This window comes from Mesorhizobium sp. M1006, assembly GCF_040318825.1.
Classification (GTDB): Bacteria; Pseudomonadota; Alphaproteobacteria; order Rhizobiales; family Rhizobiaceae; genus Mesorhizobium.
The window spans coordinates 216,413-234,500 of record NZ_JAMYMZ010000005.1; the positions used below are offsets into that span (position 1 = coordinate 216,413).

Annotated in this window: 20 protein-coding genes; 10 read left to right on the top strand and 10 right to left on the bottom strand. The window is 62.0% G+C overall.

Annotation, left to right across the window (positions count from 1 at the left end):
* Nucleotides 1-2: 2 nt before the first annotated feature.
* On the bottom strand, nt 3-1,064 hold the full coding sequence (locus NKH60_RS07070; protein WP_352503463.1) for an ABC transporter permease: 1,062 nt from the start codon (nt 1,062-1,064) through the stop codon (nt 3-5).
* 154 nt (nt 1,065-1,218) lie between these two features.
* A complete protein-coding gene (locus NKH60_RS07075; protein WP_502893787.1) occupies nt 1,219-2,196 on the bottom strand; it encodes a sugar ABC transporter substrate-binding protein in 978 nt (325 codons plus the stop codon).
* A 267-nt stretch (nt 2,197-2,463) separates the two neighbouring features.
* On the opposite strand from NKH60_RS07075, the gene NKH60_RS07080 reads away from it, so the two are divergent.
* The 6 genes from NKH60_RS07080 to NKH60_RS07105 all read left to right on the top strand — a co-directional run bounded on the left by NKH60_RS07080 (nt 2,464) and on the right by NKH60_RS07105 (nt 7,861).
* Entirely contained in the window at nt 2,464-3,693 is a 1,230-nt protein-coding gene (locus NKH60_RS07080) for an ROK family transcriptional regulator (RefSeq protein WP_352470950.1), read from the top strand.
* Nucleotides 3,694-3,695: 2 nt separating this feature from the next.
* A complete protein-coding gene (locus tag NKH60_RS07085; RefSeq protein WP_352871597.1) occupies nt 3,696-4,142 on the top strand; it encodes an RbsD/FucU family protein in 447 nt (148 codons plus the stop codon).
* Nucleotides 4,139-5,062: a carbohydrate kinase family protein gene (locus NKH60_RS07090; protein WP_352871599.1), complete on the top strand. Its 924-nt coding sequence runs from the start codon at nt 4,139-4,141 to the stop codon at nt 5,060-5,062. The genes NKH60_RS07085 and NKH60_RS07090 overlap by 4 nt, the downstream gene beginning before the upstream one ends.
* 254 nt (nt 5,063-5,316) lie before the next feature.
* A complete protein-coding gene (locus NKH60_RS07095; RefSeq protein WP_352490788.1) occupies nt 5,317-6,459 on the top strand; it encodes a DegT/DnrJ/EryC1/StrS family aminotransferase in 1,143 nt (380 codons plus the stop codon).
* An 18-nt stretch (nt 6,460-6,477) separates the two neighbouring features.
* Entirely contained in the window at nt 6,478-6,684 is a 207-nt protein-coding gene (locus tag NKH60_RS07100) for a hypothetical protein (protein ID WP_352871601.1), read from the top strand.
* 157 nt (nt 6,685-6,841) lie between these two features.
* Entirely contained in the window at nt 6,842-7,861 is a 1,020-nt protein-coding gene (locus NKH60_RS07105) for an LLM class flavin-dependent oxidoreductase (protein ID WP_352871603.1), read from the top strand.
* A 38-nt stretch (nt 7,862-7,899) separates the two neighbouring features.
* On the opposite strand, the gene NKH60_RS07110 is transcribed toward NKH60_RS07105, so the two are convergent.
* The 3 genes from NKH60_RS07110 to NKH60_RS07120 all read right to left on the bottom strand — a co-directional run bounded on the left by NKH60_RS07110 (nt 7,900) and on the right by NKH60_RS07120 (nt 9,509).
* On the bottom strand, nt 7,900-8,382 hold the full coding sequence (locus tag NKH60_RS07110; protein WP_352503465.1) for an RES family NAD+ phosphorylase: 483 nt from the start codon (nt 8,380-8,382) through the stop codon (nt 7,900-7,902).
* Nucleotides 8,379-8,813 carry an antitoxin Xre-like helix-turn-helix domain-containing protein gene (locus NKH60_RS07115; protein ID WP_352470943.1) on the bottom strand — a complete coding sequence of 145 codons (435 nt, stop codon included), beginning with the start codon at nt 8,811-8,813 and terminating at the stop codon, nt 8,379-8,381. The genes NKH60_RS07110 and NKH60_RS07115 overlap by 4 nt, the downstream gene beginning before the upstream one ends.
* A 69-nt stretch (nt 8,814-8,882) precedes the next feature.
* Complete coding sequence (locus NKH60_RS07120) at nt 8,883-9,509, bottom strand: CDP-alcohol phosphatidyltransferase family protein (RefSeq protein ID WP_352470942.1); 627 nt, start codon at nt 9,507-9,509, stop codon at nt 8,883-8,885.
* Here NKH60_RS07120 and NKH60_RS07125 point away from each other — a divergent pair.
* From NKH60_RS07125 to NKH60_RS07135, 3 genes are all read left to right on the top strand, one after another.
* Nucleotides 9,508-9,768: a hypothetical protein gene (locus NKH60_RS07125; protein ID WP_352470941.1), complete on the top strand. Its 261-nt coding sequence runs from the start codon at nt 9,508-9,510 to the stop codon at nt 9,766-9,768. The genes NKH60_RS07120 and NKH60_RS07125 overlap by 2 nt on opposite strands.
* A gap of 51 nt (nt 9,769-9,819) precedes the next feature.
* Nucleotides 9,820-10,332: a phosphatidylglycerophosphatase A family protein gene (locus tag NKH60_RS07130; protein WP_352470940.1), complete on the top strand. Its 513-nt coding sequence runs from the start codon at nt 9,820-9,822 to the stop codon at nt 10,330-10,332.
* Between the two features lie 79 nt (nt 10,333-10,411).
* The gene (locus tag NKH60_RS07135) at nt 10,412-11,488 is read left to right on the top strand and encodes a tartrate dehydrogenase (protein WP_352470939.1); all 1,077 of its coding nucleotides are present in this window, start codon (nt 10,412-10,414) and stop codon (nt 11,486-11,488) included.
* A gap of 96 nt (nt 11,489-11,584) precedes the next feature.
* Here the strand turns inward: NKH60_RS07135 and NKH60_RS07140 are convergent, their stop codons facing one another.
* Nucleotides 11,585-13,123: an FAD-dependent monooxygenase gene (locus tag NKH60_RS07140; protein WP_352871607.1), complete on the bottom strand. Its 1,539-nt coding sequence runs from the start codon at nt 13,121-13,123 to the stop codon at nt 11,585-11,587.
* 161 nt (nt 13,124-13,284) lie between these two features.
* On the opposite strand from NKH60_RS07140, the gene NKH60_RS07145 reads away from it, so the two are divergent.
* Entirely contained in the window at nt 13,285-13,728 is a 444-nt protein-coding gene (locus NKH60_RS07145; RefSeq protein WP_352470937.1) for a MarR family winged helix-turn-helix transcriptional regulator, read from the top strand.
* A 287-nt stretch (nt 13,729-14,015) separates the two neighbouring features.
* Here NKH60_RS07145 and NKH60_RS07150 read toward each other — a convergent pair whose 3' ends face one another.
* The 4 genes from NKH60_RS07150 to NKH60_RS07165 all read right to left on the bottom strand — a co-directional run bounded on the left by NKH60_RS07150 (nt 14,016) and on the right by NKH60_RS07165 (nt 18,083).
* The gene (locus NKH60_RS07150) at nt 14,016-15,323 is read right to left on the bottom strand and encodes a type II toxin-antitoxin system HipA family toxin (RefSeq protein WP_352871609.1); all 1,308 of its coding nucleotides are present in this window, start codon (nt 15,321-15,323) and stop codon (nt 14,016-14,018) included.
* On the bottom strand, nt 15,323-15,706 hold the full coding sequence (locus tag NKH60_RS07155; RefSeq protein ID WP_502899609.1) for a helix-turn-helix domain-containing protein: 384 nt from the start codon (nt 15,704-15,706) through the stop codon (nt 15,323-15,325). The genes NKH60_RS07150 and NKH60_RS07155 overlap by 1 nt, the downstream gene beginning before the upstream one ends.
* Before the next feature lie 135 nt (nt 15,707-15,841).
* Nucleotides 15,842-17,020, bottom strand: coding sequence for a hypothetical protein (locus NKH60_RS07160; RefSeq protein WP_352470935.1), 1,179 nt, complete (start codon nt 17,018-17,020; stop codon nt 15,842-15,844).
* Nucleotides 17,021-17,075: 55 nt separating this feature from the next.
* The gene (locus NKH60_RS07165) at nt 17,076-18,083 is read right to left on the bottom strand and encodes a succinylglutamate desuccinylase/aspartoacylase family protein (RefSeq protein WP_352470934.1); all 1,008 of its coding nucleotides are present in this window, start codon (nt 18,081-18,083) and stop codon (nt 17,076-17,078) included.
* Nucleotides 18,084-18,088: the final 5 nt, after the last annotated feature.

Below are 18,088 nucleotides of genomic sequence, written 5' to 3' on the forward strand. Positions count from 1 at the left end.
GGCTATGCCGAAACCTTTCTGATCCATTGATCGATCGCCACGGCGCCGATGATCAGCACGCCGGTGAGCAGCACCTTCCACTGCGGATCGGCGCCCAGCATGTTGAGGCCCATCGAGACGACGCCGACGATCATGGCGCCGAACAGCGTGCCGAGGATCGAGCCGCGCCCGCCGAACAGAGAAATACCGCCGATCACCGTCGCGGTGATGGCCTGAAGATTGTAGTCGGTGACAGCGGCGGAAGGAGAGATCGAGCCATTGCGGCCGATGGAGACCCAAGCTGCGAAGGCGGCGATCAGCCCGGCAAGGGCATAGACGGTCATCAGCACCTTCTTCGTCTGGATGCCCGACAGTTTCGCAGCCTCCTGATCGTCGCCGACCGCGTAGACATGGCGGCCCCATGCGGTGTGGTTGAGCACGTACCAGAGGACCAACACGAGAACGACCATGGCAATGACGCCAAGCGTCAGCACGGCCGTGCCGACCTTAAAGCTCAGGGCAAACAGGTGCAGCAGAGGCGCCTGGACGTCGACGTCGGTGTCGCGGATCGTCTCATTGGCCGAATAGATGAAGTTGGTGGCCATGACAATGTTCCAGGTGCCGAGCGTCACGATGAAGGGCGGCAGCTTCATGTAGGCGACCAGCACACCGTTGAGCAGGCCGCACGCGCCACCGGCGAGAAGCCCGATCGCCACCGCGAGCACGGCCGGCATACCGTAGCTGACCGCGCAATTGCCCATGATCACAGCCGAAATCACCATGATCACGCCAATCGACAGGTCGATGCCGGCAGTCAGGATCACCAGCGTCTGTGCGGCGCCCAGAATGCCGACAATGGCGATCTGCTGAAGGATCAGCGTCAGCGTATAGGATGAAAAAAAACGCCCGCCGATGGTGATACCAAAAATAATGATAGCCAGAACCAACACGATAAGCGGCACTGCTGCCGGCGTGGAATGCAGGAAATGCTGGGCACGCTTGACGGCCGATTTATGGTCGTCGAACGCGGCGACGCTTGTGTCGCTGCTCGATAGAACTTTTTCGAATTCTTGTGCTTGAGCCATGTTTCCTCCCCTGGGCTTCGGCCAACCGCCGACGCCATCCACGCCTTCCGGTCTGCCGCCGGCACTATTTGCGTTTAGATCGGCACATCGTCCACCCGGAGCGGCCGGGGATCAAGCCCCGGCCGATCGCGATCTGTTGCCGGTCAGGCCAGGCTCAACCCCAGCACTTGGCGAGGCCTTCCTTGGTGTCGATGGACTTCACACCGTTGGCGGGCTTGTCGGTGACAAGATTGACGCCGGTATCGAAGAAGTTCTTGCCTTCGGTCGGCTTCGGCTTCGTCCCGTCCTTGGCGAAAGTGGCGATCGCCTCGATGCCGAGCGCCGCCATTTGCAGCGGGTATTGCTGCGAGGTAGCGCCGATCACGCCTTCGGTCACCGATTTCACGCCGGGGCAGCCACCGTCGACCGAGACGATCAGCACCTGGCTTTCGAGACCGACGGCCTTCAGCGCCTGGTAGGCGCCGACAGCTGCGGGCTCGTTGATGGTGTGGATGACGTTGATGGTGTTATCCTTCTGCAGAAGGTTCTCCATCGCCTTGCGACCACCCTCTTCATTGCCGTTCGTCACGTCGTGGCCAACGATGCGCGGATCGTCCTCGTCGCCGATCTTGTTGGGGTCCTTCACGTCTATGCCGTAGCCCATCATGAAACCCTGGTCGCGCAGCACATCCACCGTGGGCTGCGACGGCGTCAGGTCGAGGAAGCCGATCTTGGCATCCTTGGCCTTATCGCCAAGCGTCGCGGCGGCCCATGCGCCGATCAGCTTGCCGGCTTCCAGATTGTCGGTCGCGAAGGTCGCGTCAGCCGCATCGATCGGATCAAGCGGGGTGTCGAGCGCGATCACCAACAGCCCGGCGTCCCGCGCTTTCTTCACGGTCGGCACGATACCCTTGGTGTCGGACGCGGTGATGAGGATACCCTTGGCGCCGTCGGCGATACAGCTCTCGATTGCAGCCACCTGGCTCTCGCTGTCGCCGTCGATCTTGCCGGCGTAAGTCTTGAGATCGACGCCAAGCTCCTTGGCCTTGGCCGCCGCACCTTCCTTCATCTTGACGAAGAAGGGATTGGTGTCGGTCTTGGTGATCAAGCAGGCGCCGACCCCGGCGGCCGATGCCGTCGACGCAAAGGCCATCAGGCTCAGTCCGGCCGCGGCAAACACGGTGGATTTCAACAGTTTTGACGTGGTCACGATTTTCCTCCCATGGAACCATTTAGGATGCCGGCCAACCGGCATCTGCAGCGCGTCCGACGAAATCTCCCAGTGTCGGCGCCGACCTCAAGAGACACCAGTCCGGCAGCACTGTCAATAATTAAATCACTCTTATTTATTATTGACAACGCAGGATTGTTCACTCACTCTAGACCAAAAGCATTGAGGGGAAACGACGGGAGGAACAGGGTGGAGACCGGCATTACGAGGCACGGCTCGCCCGATGCGGCCGAAAGCCGCCTGCACCGCGGCACCAATCAAAGCGGCATGCGGGACCACAATGAGCGGCTGGTGCTGTCGCTGGTGCGCCAGCACGGCAGCCTGGCCAAATCCGACATCGCACGTATGACCGGCCTTTCGGCGCAGACAGTGTCGGTCATCATGCGCGAGCTGGAGGAGGACGACCTGCTCGTCCGCCAGGCGCCGTTGCGCGGCAAGATCGGCCAGCCCTCGATACCCATGGCGCTCAATCCCGACGGCGCCTATTTCATCGGCCTGAAGATCGGCCGCCGCAGCGCCGAATTGGTGCTGATCGATTTCCTCGGCAGTGTGCGCTCGATGCTGCAGCATTCCTACCGCTATCCGGCGCCGCGCGAAACGGTGGAATTCGTCACAAGCGGCATGAAGAAGATGCGCGGCGAACTCACCCCGGCGCAGGATAAACGCATTGCCGGGCTTGGCATCGCCATGCCGTTCGAATTGTGGAACTGGGCCGACACCGCCGGCGCGCCGCGTGAAATCATGGACGAATGGCGCCATCGCGACATCCGCGCCGATATCCAGGCGCAATGCGAATTTCCAGTCTATCTGCAGAACGACGCCACCTCGGCCTGCGGCGCCGAGCTCGTGTTCGGCCACGCGGCGGGTGCGGCACGCGATTTCGTCTATTTCTATATCGGTGCCTTTGCCGGCGGCGGCATCGTGCTGAACGGCCGGTTGTTTGGTGGCCCAACCGGCAATGCCGGCGCGCTGGGCTCGATGCCGGTGCCAGGGCCGGACGGCAAGCCGACGCAGTTGATCGACGTGGCGTCGATCGCCATGCTGGAAAAGGCGCTCAACGCGCGCGGCATCGAGGCCTCGCATCTGTGGACATCACCGGGGGACTGGGGCGAGATCGGCGCCGAGCTTGACGACTGGATCGCCAGCGCCTCGCAGGCGCTTGCCTATGCCATCGTTTCGGCCTCCTCCGTCATTGACTTCGATGCCGCGGTGATCGACGGATGGATGCCGCTTGCCGTGCGCAGGCGGCTTGTCGATGCCGTTATCCAGGCCATCGGCCGGATCGACGGCGAAGGCCTGAGGCTGCCGGCCGTTCGCGAGGGAACCGTCGGCATCCATGCGCGGGCGCTGGGTGGCGCCAGCCTGCCGCTGTCGGAGCGCTTCCTCATCGGCTCGACCACGATTTCCCGGAGCTTCTGAGCATGCTGATCGGCATCCCGGCGCTGCTCGGCCCCGAGCTTCTGGCGATATTGCGCGCCATGGGCCATGGCGACGAGATCGCCTTGGTCGACGGCAACTACCCGGCCGAGCAGCAGGCACAGCGGCTGGTCCGCGCCGACAGTCATCATCTCGTCCCCGTGCTCGATGCGGTATTGAGCGTATTGCCGGTCGACGACGCCGTGCCGCAGGCGCTGTTTCGCGCCTCGGCCAAAGGCGATCCCCTGCTCGCCGATCCGGTTCACTATGAGATGGAAGCGATCTGCGCCAGGCGTGCGCCGGGCCGCAAGGTGGTTGCGCTTGCCGGTGCCGACTTCTATGCACGGGTCAAGGCCGCGCACGCGATCGTCGCGACGAGCGAGCCGCGACTTTATGCCAACATCATCATTCGCAAGGGCGTGATCTATCCGCCGGAAAGCAAGACTTCATGATCCTCTGCTGCGGCGAAGCCCTGATCGACATGCTGCCGCGGACCACGACGGAGGGCGAGCCGGCCTTTGCCCCCTATGTCGGCGGTGCCGTCTTCAACTCGGCCATTGCGCTAGGCCGGCTCGGCGCGCCCGCTGCCTTTTTCTCCGGCCTGTCGTCGGATCTGTTCGGCGTGCAGTTCAGGGAGGCGCTGGGGAACAGCAAGGTCAGCTCGACCTATGCGCACACTTCGCCGCGGCCGACCACGCTCGCCTTCGTGCGGCTCACCAACGGCCAAGCGACCTACACCTTCTATGACGAGAACACCGCCGGGCGCATGCTGACCATCGAGGACCTGCCGGAACTCGGCAGCGAGATCGAGGCCATGCTGTTCGGCGCCATCAGCCTGATCTCGGAGCCGGCCGGATCGGCCTATGAGGAGTTCATGCGGCGCGAACATGAGCGCCGCGTGATGATGCTCGACCCCAACATCCGGCCAAACTTCATTCCCGACAAGGCCAAGCACCTCAGGCGCATCCGCGGCATGATGGCGATGGCCGACATCGTGAAACTGTCGGACGAGGATTTGAACTGGTTCGGCGAAGCCGGCTCGCATGAGGACGTCGTCCGCAACTGGCTGGATCGCGGCCCGAAGCTGATCGTCGTCACCCACGGCAGCGAAGGCGCGGTCGGTTACAGCAGCCAGCACCGGGTCACCGTCGTGCCGGACAAGGTCGAGGTGGTCGATACGGTCGGCGCCGGCGACACATTCAATGCCGGCATTCTTGCCTCCTTGCACGAACAGGGTCTGCTGTCGAAGACGGCAATCGCCAGTTTGCCGGAAGACGCCATCCACAAGGCGCTTACGCTCGGTGCCAAGGCGGCGGCGGTGACGGTATCGCGGGCCGGCGCCAACCCGCCATGGCGGCATGAAATCACTTGACCGGCTGGTGCGCAGCCCATGGACTGCTCACCGACGATCACTTTATGTTTCGTCCAGCCTGGCGGGCGGGATGCGAAGCCTGTATCAGGCCGGCCGAAGCCCGCATTTCCACGCGTTTAAGAGGGCAGATCGGAAATCAGAGGTAACAGGCTGCGACACTTGAGCAATTCAGGGTTTTTGCCCTGCGGCTTTCTCGGCCGTACCAAGTCTGCTACCAGCGGCCGGTTATCTGACTAAAACCGTTTGAGGCCGACATGCAGTTCATCGATCTTGGCGCGCAGCGCGAACGCATCCGCGACAGGCTGAAAGCGGCAATCGACCGGGTTGTCGACGAAGGCCGCTATATTCTCGGACCGCAGGTCACCGAATTCGAAAACAAGCTCGCCGCCTATATCGGCACCAAGCACGTGGTCGCTTGCGCCAACGGCACCGATGCGCTGCTGCTGCCGCTGTTTGCCGCCGGCATCGGCCCGGGCGACGCGGTGTTCGTGCCGAGCTTCACCTTCGCCGCCACGGCCGAAGTGGTGGCGCTGACCAAGGCCGAACCGGTGTTCGTCGATGTCGATGCCGACAGCTACAATATCGACATCGCCAGCCTCGAGGCGGCAATTGCCATGATCAAGGCGGAGGGCCGGCTGAGGCCGAAGGCAATCATTCCCGTCGACCTGTTCGGCCTCGCCGCCGATTACGAGGCGATCATGGCCATCGCCGATCGCGAAGGCCTGATGGTCATCGAGGATGCGGCGCAGGCGACCGGCGGCTCGGCTGACGGCAAGATGTGCGGCTCGTTCGGCACCGTCGGCTCGACCAGCTTCTATCCGGCAAAGCCGCTCGGCTGCTATGGCGACGGCGGTGCGATGTTCACCAATGACGATGCGATGGCCGAACAGCTGCGCTCGTTCGCCTTCCACGGAAAGGGCGAGACGCAATACGACAATGTCCGCGTCGGCATCAATTCACGGCTCGACACGCTTCAGGCGGCGATCCTGATAGAGAAGCTGGCCATCCTCGAGGACGAGATGGTGGCGCGGCAAGCGGTCGCCAATCGCTATGCCGAAGGTCTCGGCGATATCGTCAAGGCGGCGCGCAATCTGGGCGGCGGCCGCTCGGCCTGGGCGCAATACGCCATCGAAACGCCGAAACGCGACGGGCTCAAGGCACATCTCGGTGAAAAGGACATTCCGTCGGTCATCTACTATGTGAAACCGCTGCACAGCCAGATTGCCTATCGCGATTATCCGCGCACGCCGACCGGCCTTGCCGTTTCGGAAGAGCTGCCGAAGCGCATCCTGTGCCTGCCGATGCATCCCTATCTGAGCGAGGCTGACCAGGACCGGATCATCGAAACGATCCGAAACTATATCGGCTCGAATTCGGCGCATGTAGCGGCGGCATAAATTCGAAAGCTTCGAAGCATGGTCGCGGAATACATCGACGAGTTCATCATGTTCTGCGCCGGGTTGTGGATGGCTGGCGTCGGCTTCGGATTTCTCGCGGACCCGTTCCAAGCTCGCCCCGGCCAGCAGCAAGCATGGTGGACCAACTTTGGGACTCGCTTCAAATGGATGGGACCGCTGTTGATCCTCATCGCGATATTGCTCGCGTTCGCGGCACCTTTCTAGACTCGCGTCCGACGGCAGCTCGGCACGGTCGGCCATCGTTGATCAACAACCGCCGATTCAAGTTTTGCGCGTCAAGGCAGGCGGTCATCGGCACCGATTTTGCGATGCTTTGCTTCGCGCCGCAGCATAGTCTGCACCTGGCTCCCCTTTAGGCTGGTTGAAGAAGATTGGTTTCCTCTCGTTCGGGCATTGGACGCCCTCGCCGCAATCGCAGACACGAACGGCAGCCGACGCGCTTTTGCAGTCCATCGACCTGGCCGTCGCGGCCGAGGAGCTGGGTGCGGACGGCGCGTATTTCCGCGTGCATCACTTCGCCCGCCAGCTCGCCTCGCCCTTCCCGCTGCTGGCGGCGGTTGGGGCGAAGACCAGCCGAATCGAGATCGGCACGGCGGTGATCGACATGCGCTATGAGAACCCGCTCTACATGGCCGAGGACGCCGGCGCCGCCGACCTAATCGCCGGAGGGCGTCTGCAGCTGGGCATCAGCCGAGGCTCGCCGGAGCAGGTGATCGAGGGATGGCGCTACTTCGGCTACGCCCCGCAAGAGGGCGAGAGCGATGCCGACATGGCCCGTAGACACACCGGAGTGCTGCTCGAAGTGTTGCTGGGCAAAGGCTTTGCGCAGCCCAACCCGCGGCCGATGTTTCCCAACCCGCCTGGCCTGCTTCGCGTCGAGCCGCACTCGGAGGGCCTGCGCGAGCGCATCTGGTGGGGCGCCGCCACAAACGCCACCGCCGAATGGGCGGCGAAACTGGGGATGAACCTGCAGAGCTCCACGCTCAAATTCGATGAAGGCGGAAAGCCGTTTCACGTCCAGCAGGCCGAACAGATCCGGGCTTTTCGTGAGGCCTGGAAGGCGGCCGGACACACGCGCGAGCCGCGGGTGTCGGTGAGCCGGAGCATTTTTGCGCTGGTCGACGATCGCGACCGAGCCTATTTCGGCGGCAACCAGAGCGGAGATCATTTCGGTTACATCGAGGCAGACAGACGCGCGGTGTTCGGCCGCTCCTATGCCGCCGAACCGGACGTCCTGATCGAGCAGCTAAAGGGCGACGAAGCCATCGCCGAGGCCGATACGCTGCTGCTTACCGTCCCCAACCAGCTCGGCGTCGAGTACAATGTCCATGTTATCGAGGCGATCCTGACCCATGTCGCTCCAGGCTTGAGTTGGCGCTGACGGGTTGTGTTAAGTAGGAACCTGCCTCTCTGCCCGGCTCAGGAGCCAAACAGGCGGCTATCCCAGTATACGGGTTGATGCAGGCTGGCCGTGATCAGGGAAAACTCCGGATGTGCCGGATTGATCAACACGTTGTTGTCGGGGCGAGCCACGACGCTTGGCACGATCAGGATCGCGCTGCGGCGCTCGACACACCATGTCTCACCGAATTCCTTGCTCACCGTTGCCGGCATCATATCCCATCCGGGCAACGACGGCTGAGAAAAGATTTCGTAGCTCAGCCCGCGCGGAAGCATGATCTGGACGTAAGGCTGGTTGGGCGGCAGTCTGCCGCTGCCGTGCACCAGCTTTTCCAGCAAGGCCGTTGAATAATGCTCGCTGGTGTAGATCAACGGGCTGCCGGGCGTGTTCCAGCGGCCAGGCGCTATCGTCGAGCCCGTCGCGTCGAAGATCGGATATGTGCCGGCTGGATCGCCGATCCTGAAGCACTGCAGCATGCGATCGAGTATCTGTGCCGTCAAGCAGCGGTGCCGTACTTCAGGCCTGCAAGGATATCGAGCACCAGTTCGGCGCCGATCTCGCTTTGAATGACCACGTCGATCGGGCGTCGGTCTTCCAGCATGGGATGAGACCGAAACAGAAAGTCACGAGCCTCACCTTCGATCTGCCAAACGTCGAGGGCCAGGTTCCATAGGCGCGCCACCCGCGCCACCCGCATGCCCTCTTCCGAAGAGAGTCGGAGAGCACCTCTCTTGCGGCGCTCATAAGTTGCCTTTGGGACGAGGCGATATTTGAATTGCGTATCGGCCGGTGCCAGCAATTGTGAGACGCGTTCAAGCGCACCCAACGGCAATCCGTCTTCGATTCGAGCCATCAGCCCGAATGGCGACCGTGCAGCCGTCTCCTTGGGCGGCAGCCCCAGCACATCGGCTATATTTCCAAATGCCAACATCGCCGCTCTCCATTCATGTGAAGCATTGCATAGCCTCAGGTGAGGCCAAGTGCAAGCATCCCCGTAGTCTCACGGCTGCTTCCCGTCGGCTCGTTTCAGCATCGCAAATGCGCGACTGATCCGTTGCAGGGCTGTGGCGTTGGCCAGCACTGCGTACAGCGCGAACCCACCCGCCAGAATCCAGGGCGAAGCCGCGCCCATCGCGGTCGCGACTCCGTCGGCGGCGAGCAGCACGCAAATGAACACCAGACGTTCCATCCGCTCGAAGAAATCCGGCCAACCGTGGTTTTTCACAGGGATTTCCAGCGCCGTCCGCGCCTTGGCGTAACTGGTGAGGATCCCGCCCGCGAATGCGAACATTGCGATCGCCCACAGATCGGCAACCCAGCCGATAGCCGCAAAGACGGCCAATTCCTGATAGCGGTCGACGACGGCGTCGAAATAGCCACCGGCCTTGGTGCTCATATTTGTCCGGCGGGCGACCGCACCGTCCAGCGCATCGAAGCTGAAGGCAAACGCCAGGCAAAGGCCAAAGGCAAGACTTGAATGATGAAACGCGTAGGCGGCCGAAGACAAAGCCACGAGCACCAGCCCGCTGGCCGTAACCTGGTTCGGCGTCATGCCGATCCCGATCAGCGGAGAGGCGGCCTGCTCCCATAGCGGGTCGATGCGACTTTTCATGAGACCGGCGATCATGGCGGCTCCTCTGATGATGTCGGTTGACGGAGCTTTACCAGCAATTTGCGGGTTTGTTCCACCGTCGCCACCGTTTCGGTTGGCCAATGCGGGCCGAGACCGGGCTCAGCAACGTTCTCAACTTGCCGCAAAAATGATCTCGTTTGGCGAATGGGGCCGGCGGATTAAGGTACTCGCCGAGCTGGCGGCGAAACAGAACTTCCAGTCGCTGCGACAGCCGCCCGACAGCATTTTCACGGTTTGGGCGATGCCCTTGTGAGGTGGTGCAAATCGAACAGCAGTCTGGCGGCAGCACCCGAACGATGTGACTATGATCGCTTGCGATCCGTGGGAAGCCGGCCGAAAATCGATGCATAAGTTTCCACCCAAGTTCGCCTACCTGCTCGCGACCTCTGTCGGCGCGGGATTATCTCCAATATGGCCGGGCACGGCCGGCGCAATGGTTGGAGTGGCTGTTGCCGCGGCTCTGATACCCGCATCACCTTGGCTGACGGTGCTTGCCTACGTGGCCCTGTTCGCCGTCGGCGTATGGGCGTCATCGTATGTTATCTCCCGTACCGGGACGGAGGATCCGCAGATCGTCGTCATTGATGAGACCTTCGGCGCGGCCCTAACCCTTTCCATGCTGCCCCTCGATCCGCTCTGGTGGGCAGCAGGCTTCCTTGCTTTCCGGTTTTTCGACGTCGTCAAGCCTTGGCCCATCCGTATCGCACATGACAAGGTAAGGGGTGGGGCCGGTATCATGGTGGACGATGCGGCTGCGGCTGTGGCCGCCGGGGTGCTGCTGCTCCTGCTGAACGGATTGATTGACCATTTGCCGTAATGGCGGCATTCGGCCTCACGGCCAAAGGCCAGCACGATGGTCCATGCTAGTTTAGCGCCACAAGGGGAGGACTGGACTAATGCGAAGCTATAGGATCGCGGCCATTCCAGGCGATGGGATCGGCAAGGAAGTCGTAGCGGCCGGCCTTCGTGCGCTGGCCGCCTGCGCCACGCGCGACGGCGGTTTCAGTCTCGAGGTGCAGCATTTCGACTGGGGCTCGGACTACTACAAGTTCAACGGCGTGATGATGCCCAAGGACGGCACCGAGCGGCTGAAGGCCTTCGATGCGATCTATTTCGGCGCTGTCGGCGCGCCAGACGTGCCCGACCATCTGACGCTTTGGGGGTTGCGGCTCGCGATCTGCCAGCCCTTCGACCAGTACGCCAATGTCCGCCCGACCCGCATCCTGCCCGGTATCGAGAGCCCGCTTCGCGGCGTCACGGCAGGGGATCTCGACTGGGTCATCGTTCGGGAGAATTCGGAAGGCGAATACGCCGGCCAGGGCGGGCGCTCGCATCTCGGCCTGCCTGAGGAAATCGCGACCGAGGTCTCGATCTTCACCCGCGCCGGCGTGACGCGCATCATGCGCTTCGCCTTCGAGATGGCGCGGTCGCGGCCGCGAAAGCTGTTGACCGTGGTCACCAAGTCGAACGCCCAGCGTCACGGCATGGTGCTCTGGGACGACATCGCCCGTGAGGTCGCGGCCGATTTTCCTGATGTCGCATGGGACAAAATGCTGGTCGACGCGATGACAGTGCGCATGACGCTCAATCCGCGCTCGCTCGACACAATCGTCGCGACCAATCTTCACGCCGATATCCTGTCGGATCTTGCGGCCGCACTTGCCGGATCGATCGGCATTGCGCCGACTGCGAACCTCAACCCCGCGCGGCGGTTTCCGTCGATGTTCGAGCCGATCCACGGCTCGGCCTTCGACATCACCGGCAAGGGCATCGCCAATCCGGTCGGCACGTTCTGGTCGGCGGTGATGATGCTGGAGCATCTTGGCGAGCCGGCTGCCGCGGCGCGCCTGATGCGCGCCATCGAGCGCGTGACGGCGGACGCCTCACTGCACACGCCCGATCTCGGCGGAAGTGCCACCACCGATAAGGTCACCGAAGCGGTGTGCGCGGCCCTACTCGGCGACAACGAGTAGGAAAGGAGCAAGCGCCTGGCATCGTTGTCATTCCCAGTGATGGCATCGGCAAGGAAGTCATGCCCGAAGGCGGGAGGCATCCGCACTCGCCGCCGCTCACCGATGATGTTCGTGCGCCTCCGTGCGGAAACCGAGCCCATCAAGTGTTTCGATCAGCACCTGTACAGGATCAGGCACACCGTGCGTTGACCGCCACGCGACAAATCCGTCCGGTCTGACCAAGGCGGAACCGCCGCTTTTAACCCCGAGCACGGAAGGCCACCGATGGTCCAAGTCAAGCAGATCCCCATTCGCACCCAACGAGTGGCACGTCAGCGGCATCCCGAGGCGCTGGCTTACGGAGTCAGCGGCCTGACACCATGCTTCGTCGGCGCAGAGGAGAAGAAGATCGCGGTCGCACAAATCGAGACTCGAAATCCGCTGGCCGGCACGCCCGACCGCGAAATGCGGCAAACGCGTGCCGGGGCGGCCCGACAGCTCCGTGGATTTTTGGAATGGGTGATCGTCCGGTGTGGATTCCAGAGCCACGATGCCTGCAGCGTAGCGTTGGCCAAATACCACGTCGTAATCCTCGACGATCGCAACAGGAGGAGGCAACCGCTTCGACGGATCGTCGAACCATTTCTGTAGGCGGGCGAGCGCTTGCGCCAACGTAGCCTCGATGACCGGCCGGCGCTCCATGTCATAGCTATCCAGCAACGAGGGATCGGCATGCCCGCGTGCTACCATCGCAAGCTTCCAGGCAAGGTTATGGGCGTCGTGGATACCTGAATTGCCACCGAAAGCGCCTGTTGGGGGCATCACATGTGCGGCATCCCCCACAAGAAACGCGCGGCCTCGGCGGAATTGGCGCGCTGTGAGGGCGGCCACTTCCCAGGAGCGCGCATCGACAAGCCTCGTCGTGATGTCCGGCCGGCCCGCACCTCGTATGATCAGTTCCCTGCACTTGGCTTCATCAAAATCCTGTGGTTTCTCGCCCTTTTCGGGAAAGTACTGGAGCGCCAGAAGCCATCGTCCACCCTGTCTGGGCGTGAAGGTCCCGTTGAGGTCCGTCACGAAGCACGACGTGAAGCGCTTGCCGCCTATCGTCGGAGGCATGTCCGTGTCAAAGACGACATTCATCCAGTGCTGAAGGCCGCCTGCCCCGCTGCGGCTGATCTCCAGCCTCTCTCGCAGGGAACCGTTCGCACCGTCCGCGACGATCAGATAGTCGGCCGAGATGACCTCCTTTGCGCAGGTCGCGATATCGCGAATTTCCGCGCGGACGACGGTCTCGTCCTGATCGAAAGTCACCAGCTCCGTGCTGAAACGCACGTCTGCACCGTTCCGCTCGGCGTAGCGGCGCAGAATCGGTTCCAGGACGTGCTGATCACACGTCGCTGGTTGCGTGGGGCTGAGGGCACTTGCATCCGGCCACGCCGGTCCGCCCCATTGAATCTCCGGATCGGCGAGATTCCTGGCGCGCGCAATAGCGCCTGCCTGCTGGTCCCCCGTCCGATTTGTACGAATCTCCTCCTCGAGGCCGAGGCTTCGGAATATCTCCATGCTGCGCGGGGAGATGCCGGCAAACTTGTACTGGATTGACGTGTCGGGATGACGCTCGACGAGGACACACGCAATGTCGTTGTGAGCCAAAAAGGGCGGCCGCCGTCAGACCGTTCAGGCCGCCTCCGACGACGAGAACCGTGGTATTGGTCATCTCGGATCTCCTCTCATTGTTTTGACCACAAAAACATTTTGATTGATCAAATCATATGATTGGTCCAAGTATGTGTCAAGACACGAAGGAGCGTGGAATGAGACCGAGCCAAGATCGCTTGCAGCACGCCACCGAGGCATGGCGCCTGATGTTTGATTTCCTGATGCGGTCCGCGCCGGACCGGTTGGCGATCCAGCAGAAATTGGGTCTGACGCCCAACGACTCCCGCGCCCTCTTCACGCTCGACAAAGATGCGGGCAAGCCGATCGGCGCATTGGCTGCTCAATGGCAGTGCGATCCATCGACGGCGACCTGGCTGGTCGACCGGCTTGAGCAGGCGGGGCTCGCCGAACGGATTCCGTCGCCAGGCGATCGCCGTGTGAAGCTTGTCAAGCTCACACCCAAAGGTGCCGCAACCATCAAGGAATTGATGAAGGAATATCACAAACCCCCGCCCGAGATACTTGCGCTTCCACGCGCTGATCTGGATCAGTTGATCGGCCTCGTAAGAAAGTTACAGGCTGGCAAATCCGTGAGTTGATCCTATCCCGGAAAGGCACTGGCTAGGATCGGGTAGCGCCGCGTCACACTTTCCATGCTGCCGCTCGAGCCGCTCTGGTGGTCGGCAGGTTCCTTGCTTTCCGGTTTTTTTGACGTGGTCAAACCTTGGCCCATCCTATCGCGCATGAGAAGGTAAGGGGTGGGTTCGGCATCATCTGGACGACGCAGCGGCGGCCGTGGCCGCCTGGATGCTGCTGCTGCTGAAGAAGACCATTTGAGCGTTGTCGCAATGGCGACATCAGTCTCGTTGCGTCTCTACTTTCAGCATCACGCCTCTTCCAGTCTGCGTACACGAGCCCTGACCCCATTGCCGATGGCATCAGCGACTTCCGCAGGAAAATCCTTTGGGAGCGATGCAGAAACCAGTTCGACCGCCGCTAGCGCCTGTTGGCGCAGCTCATCAAAGATCGCCTTGACGGGTTTCGGACCGATCCCTGCTTTGGCGGCGGTCTGGATAAAATGGCGTGGCATGACGCTGTCGACGAGGTAGTGGCGTGTGTCACCAATAGCCATCGCCAGTTTCATTTTGTTGCGCTTGATCTGTCCCGCATCAAGGCTGGGCTGCGCTGAAATCACATCATAGAGCGGCGTTATGCGGAACCGGCCGCCGGGGGAAAGAAAGACGCTAAAATTCTTGGCGTGCCCATCTGTGGCGCCGAGAAGCCAAAAGGCAACCACGGCCTTTAAAACCGCAGCCTGGTCTACCTCCGGTTGGTCGCTTCCCTTCATCAAATTGAGGATAGCCGGAACGCCAGGCCCGCCGTCGGATTCGTATTTCAGTGACGGCGGCACAGAAAGGGCCTGGCAGCAGTCTTCCTGGGGCAAACGCAGGAGACGATTGTCACTGGTCCATCGGCGATCGAACCGCTCGACCGCGAGCACGCGATTGCCTTCGAACTCCTCGATTGCGACGACGGCGCTCGGGAGCCCTAGGGCGGTTGTCAGCTTGAGGCAGAAAAATTCGTTCTCGACGCTGAAGGAAAGATCGATGCCATTTGGCAACCGTCCAATCTGTGGTTTGAGGATGTGCGTCGTGGCAGTCGTCGCCAGCGGCTTGTACCAACGTCCTTTCCAGAACAAGAGCGCAGTCTTTTCCTGAGCGCCAGCGATCGAGATCCGGAAGTCCTCGTCCTCGCCAAGCCCAAGGGGAGCCGATGCCAGATCGAGGAGAAGACGAGCAATCTCGGTATCGTCAACGGGTTTGCCGTTGACAATACCGGCGGGGCCTGGCTCGACACCATCCGGCAGGAATTGCAATGCGCCGACACAATCGCGCCCGACAGCGGCAAGCAGGTCGTAAGCGTCTATTCCTTGAGCATGAACACGCTCCGCCATACGGCGGCGAATGGGGACGTTGTCGGGCAGGAGATTGTCGAAGACGGCGATGACGGGCGCACCGATATAACGATCTTCACGCAGAGGCAGTGATAGCGAGACGGGCAGCGCGTGCTCCCAAGCAAGCCAGGACGGATCGTACTGAAAATCGATCGCGCCGCTGGATTGTCTATTCAGCCGCCCGACGAGACGGCTGTTCAACAAGACATTTAGCGGGATGTGCTGCCGCGGACGAGCCATCAGAAGATGTCCTCGATCTCAGCCGGCTTTGCCTTGGTACGAGGGCGGACGACGAATTCGAGGTCGAGCGCTGCGAGAATATCGCAAAGCGTTCCGAGCTGGGTGCCAGGCGCGCCACTCTCGACGGCCGAGATGGTCGCCTGACGCAGCATCGTTTGGTCCCCGACATTGGTCTGGTTGAGCCGGAGCTTGCGACGCTGCCGGCGGACGGCATCTCCAATTTGCTTGGGTGTTCGGGCGATTTGGTCCACAGCATACCTCTCTAGCCATGGTATTATACGCTCGCGCAGATAAATTTCAATATACGCTTTTCCGTATCGAATTTTGTATACTTTGAAGCGTATAAGCAGCAATATGGTCGGCGTATGATCTTCGATCCGCATGGACCGTCACCGCCATGCTTTCAGCTTGTCCGGCCGCCGCCGGCCAATGTGACCGAAGCGAATAGCCGGCATGCTCATAAAGCTCCAAGGCAAAGTGAGGTCAGTCCTAGCAGACTGCGGCAACGGATCGGTTTTTCAAACGGATCTTGCGGCACTCACCCAATCGAGGCGTGCGGCAGGGACAAGGCCATAATTGTAAAAATTGATGCCGTCGACATCCGGCGCCATCGCAGCTTTGACCTTGGCGGTGAGGATGTCGGGGCCGGCCATTTCCGGATAGAACAGCCGGTAGCCGGCGCCGAGGAACTTTTTCACGCCAAGGGCTGCGCGTCCGGCCGCCATCAGGCTGGCGACATCGCCGGGCTGCATGTCGTAGGCACACAGGATTGCCCCGTCACAGACCTTGCCGAGCGCCGCGAGATCGCAGCCGCCAAGCCAACCGTCTTTCAAATCGATGATGACAACGCGGGTCGCCGGATTGGCCACCTCGCGCAGTTCGGCGACCAGGCTGGTCACCGGTTCGAACCGCCACAGCAGGTAGCCATGGAGTTCCGGCCATGGCAAAAAAGTGTCGAGGCCGCTCCCCGGAAAGTCTGGAAAGCGCCGTTCGGGCACGGCGCGCTCGCAGGTCTCGACGATCCATTGCCCGACGAGCTTGCGCGCTACTTCGCCGTCGACGCCGGCCTCGGCCGCGCGCGCAAGGCAGGACGGGCAGAAACATATCGACAACAGAAAATCGTCTTCCGGCATCAGCCCGACACCGTCTTTCTCATGATGGTATTCGTGGGCGAAGCCCATGAAGGACGGGCTTTCAAGCTCGATCCGGTCCGGCCTGTAGCTGTGCGAGATATCGGCGATCAGCGCGCGGACATAAGCGCGCGCTTCCGGATGTGATGGGCAGAGATTGTAGTAGTTGGCATCGCCGAAGGCGTTGCGGGTTACGGCCTGCGGATGAAGCATGCCGAGCCGGGTGTTGTGCAAGCAGACCGTCCAACACGAAACGCCGAGCCCGCCCACCTCGCGCCGGCGGACAAGGTCGCCAAGCACATCGCCGCCTTCCATGATCACCTTCGCCACCTTGGGCTGGATGGCTAGGTCGGCCCAGTGTGCCGCATCTGGCTTGAAATAGATGGTTCCGTCTTCCGGAAAATAGGCTTTCCGGCGCGGGCTGCGCGGCTGCAGAAACCGGCCAGCGTGATACGAAGTCGCCAGACTGATCATGTTGAGCCCGGCACGCTCGACAAGATCGCGCTCGACCATCTCCAAGCCCAGATCCTGGACATCCCAAGGATAGGTCCACATCGACAGTTGCATCCGGTTATCCTCAGTCTTGATCCTGATATGGGCGTATGGTCGGGAGGGCTTCTTATCAGTCGACCGGCTCGGCGACCTGCATGAGGCAGTCTCCCGCCTCGCACATCGTGTGCAGCCGGCGCGAAAGCACAATGCCGCTTTCGAGGAAGTGCAGGGCTTGCTCGGCGAGGTCGAGTCGTTCGAGGTCGTGGTACCAGCCCGCCAGTTGGCCTGAAGTCACGCTGTCGCCCAGCCTGACTGCCGGCTCGAACCAACCACGGCTTGTGGCATAAAGGCCCTGACTGTGCCGAGACAACGAAAGAAGCCGCGTCGGCGCCGAAGGTCCGGTTGCCGGTGCAAGAACCGGCGCCTCAACCACTCCCAAGGCGGCCATCAGGGCGTCGAGTGCGCGGGCGGTAATCTCCATCGTATCGACCGTGACAGTGCCACCGCCGCCGAACTCTCCGCTGACGCCGATGGCGCCGGCCCGGCGCGCCGCACCCATGGAGGTCGGTGAGGCCTGGCCGTTGTCGGCCACGAACCCATAGGGCATGCTGAGCGTCCGCATTAGCTCCACACCGCGCCGGTGCCGGTCGGGATCGGTATTGTGCTCGACAAGCGCGGTCGGCAGATGCTCCATCGAGGTGCCGCCAGAATGAATGTCGAAGATGACGTCGTGGCGGGGAAACAGTTCCATCTCCAGGAAATTGGCAAGCCGGCTTGTTGGCGTGCCTGACGGGTCGCCCGGAAAGGCGCGGTTGAGATTGCCGCCGTCGAGTGGCGAGCAGCGCTTTGCGGCGATCACCGCCGGCACGTTCGCCATCGGCAGGATGGTGACGCGACCCTTGATCTGCTTGGGATCGAGCCGGCGCACCAGCTTTGCCAACGACAGCTCGCCTTCATATTCGTCGCCGTGATTGCCGGCCATCAGAAGCACCGACGGGCCTTCGCCGTTGCGGACAAGGCAGATCGGGACCTTGACCTGGAAATAGGGCGAACGGTCGATCGAAAACGGAATGCTGAGATGGCCGAGTGTCTTGCCGTCCCGGTCGAAGTCGAGCGTATGGCTGAGGCCGGTGTGCATGGCGG

What these genes read in the sequence shown, in the direction of transcription:
- NKH60_RS07155 (WP_502899609.1), bottom strand. Translation starts at nt 15,706, where the DNA reads ATGCGGATCGAAGATCATACGCCGACCATATTGCTGCTTATACGCTTC.
- NKH60_RS07120 (WP_352470942.1), bottom strand. Translation starts at nt 9,509, where the DNA reads ATGATCGCCGGTCTCATGAAAAGTCGCATCGACCCGCTATGGGAGCAG.
- NKH60_RS07145 (WP_352470937.1), top strand. Translation starts at nt 13,285, where the DNA reads ATGAGACCGAGCCAAGATCGCTTGCAGCACGCCACCGAGGCATGGCGC.
- NKH60_RS07085 (WP_352871597.1), top strand. Translation starts at nt 3,696, where the DNA reads ATGCTGATCGGCATCCCGGCGCTGCTCGGCCCCGAGCTTCTGGCGATA.
- NKH60_RS07135 (WP_352470939.1), top strand. Translation starts at nt 10,412, where the DNA reads ATGCGAAGCTATAGGATCGCGGCCATTCCAGGCGATGGGATCGGCAAG.
- NKH60_RS07095 (WP_352490788.1), top strand. Translation starts at nt 5,317, where the DNA reads ATGCAGTTCATCGATCTTGGCGCGCAGCGCGAACGCATCCGCGACAGG.
- NKH60_RS07150 (WP_352871609.1), bottom strand. Translation starts at nt 15,323, where the DNA reads ATGGCTCGTCCGCGGCAGCACATCCCGCTAAATGTCTTGTTGAACAGC.
- NKH60_RS07115 (WP_352470943.1), bottom strand. Translation starts at nt 8,813, where the DNA reads ATGTTGGCATTTGGAAATATAGCCGATGTGCTGGGGCTGCCGCCCAAG.
- NKH60_RS07100 (WP_352871601.1), top strand. Translation starts at nt 6,478, where the DNA reads ATGGTCGCGGAATACATCGACGAGTTCATCATGTTCTGCGCCGGGTTG.
- NKH60_RS07165 (WP_352470934.1), bottom strand. Translation starts at nt 18,083, where the DNA reads ATGCACACCGGCCTCAGCCATACGCTCGACTTCGACCGGGACGGCAAG.
- NKH60_RS07125 (WP_352470941.1), top strand. Translation starts at nt 9,508, where the DNA reads ATGGCGGCTCCTCTGATGATGTCGGTTGACGGAGCTTTACCAGCAATT.
- NKH60_RS07160 (WP_352470935.1), bottom strand. Translation starts at nt 17,020, where the DNA reads ATGCAACTGTCGATGTGGACCTATCCTTGGGATGTCCAGGATCTGGGC.
- NKH60_RS07130 (WP_352470940.1), top strand. Translation starts at nt 9,820, where the DNA reads ATGATCGCTTGCGATCCGTGGGAAGCCGGCCGAAAATCGATGCATAAG.
- NKH60_RS07070 (WP_352503463.1), bottom strand. Translation starts at nt 1,064, where the DNA reads ATGGCTCAAGCACAAGAATTCGAAAAAGTTCTATCGAGCAGCGACACA.
- NKH60_RS07090 (WP_352871599.1), top strand. Translation starts at nt 4,139, where the DNA reads ATGATCCTCTGCTGCGGCGAAGCCCTGATCGACATGCTGCCGCGGACC.
- NKH60_RS07075 (WP_502893787.1), bottom strand. Translation starts at nt 2,196, where the DNA reads ATGGCCTTTGCGTCGACGGCATCGGCCGCCGGGGTCGGCGCCTGCTTG.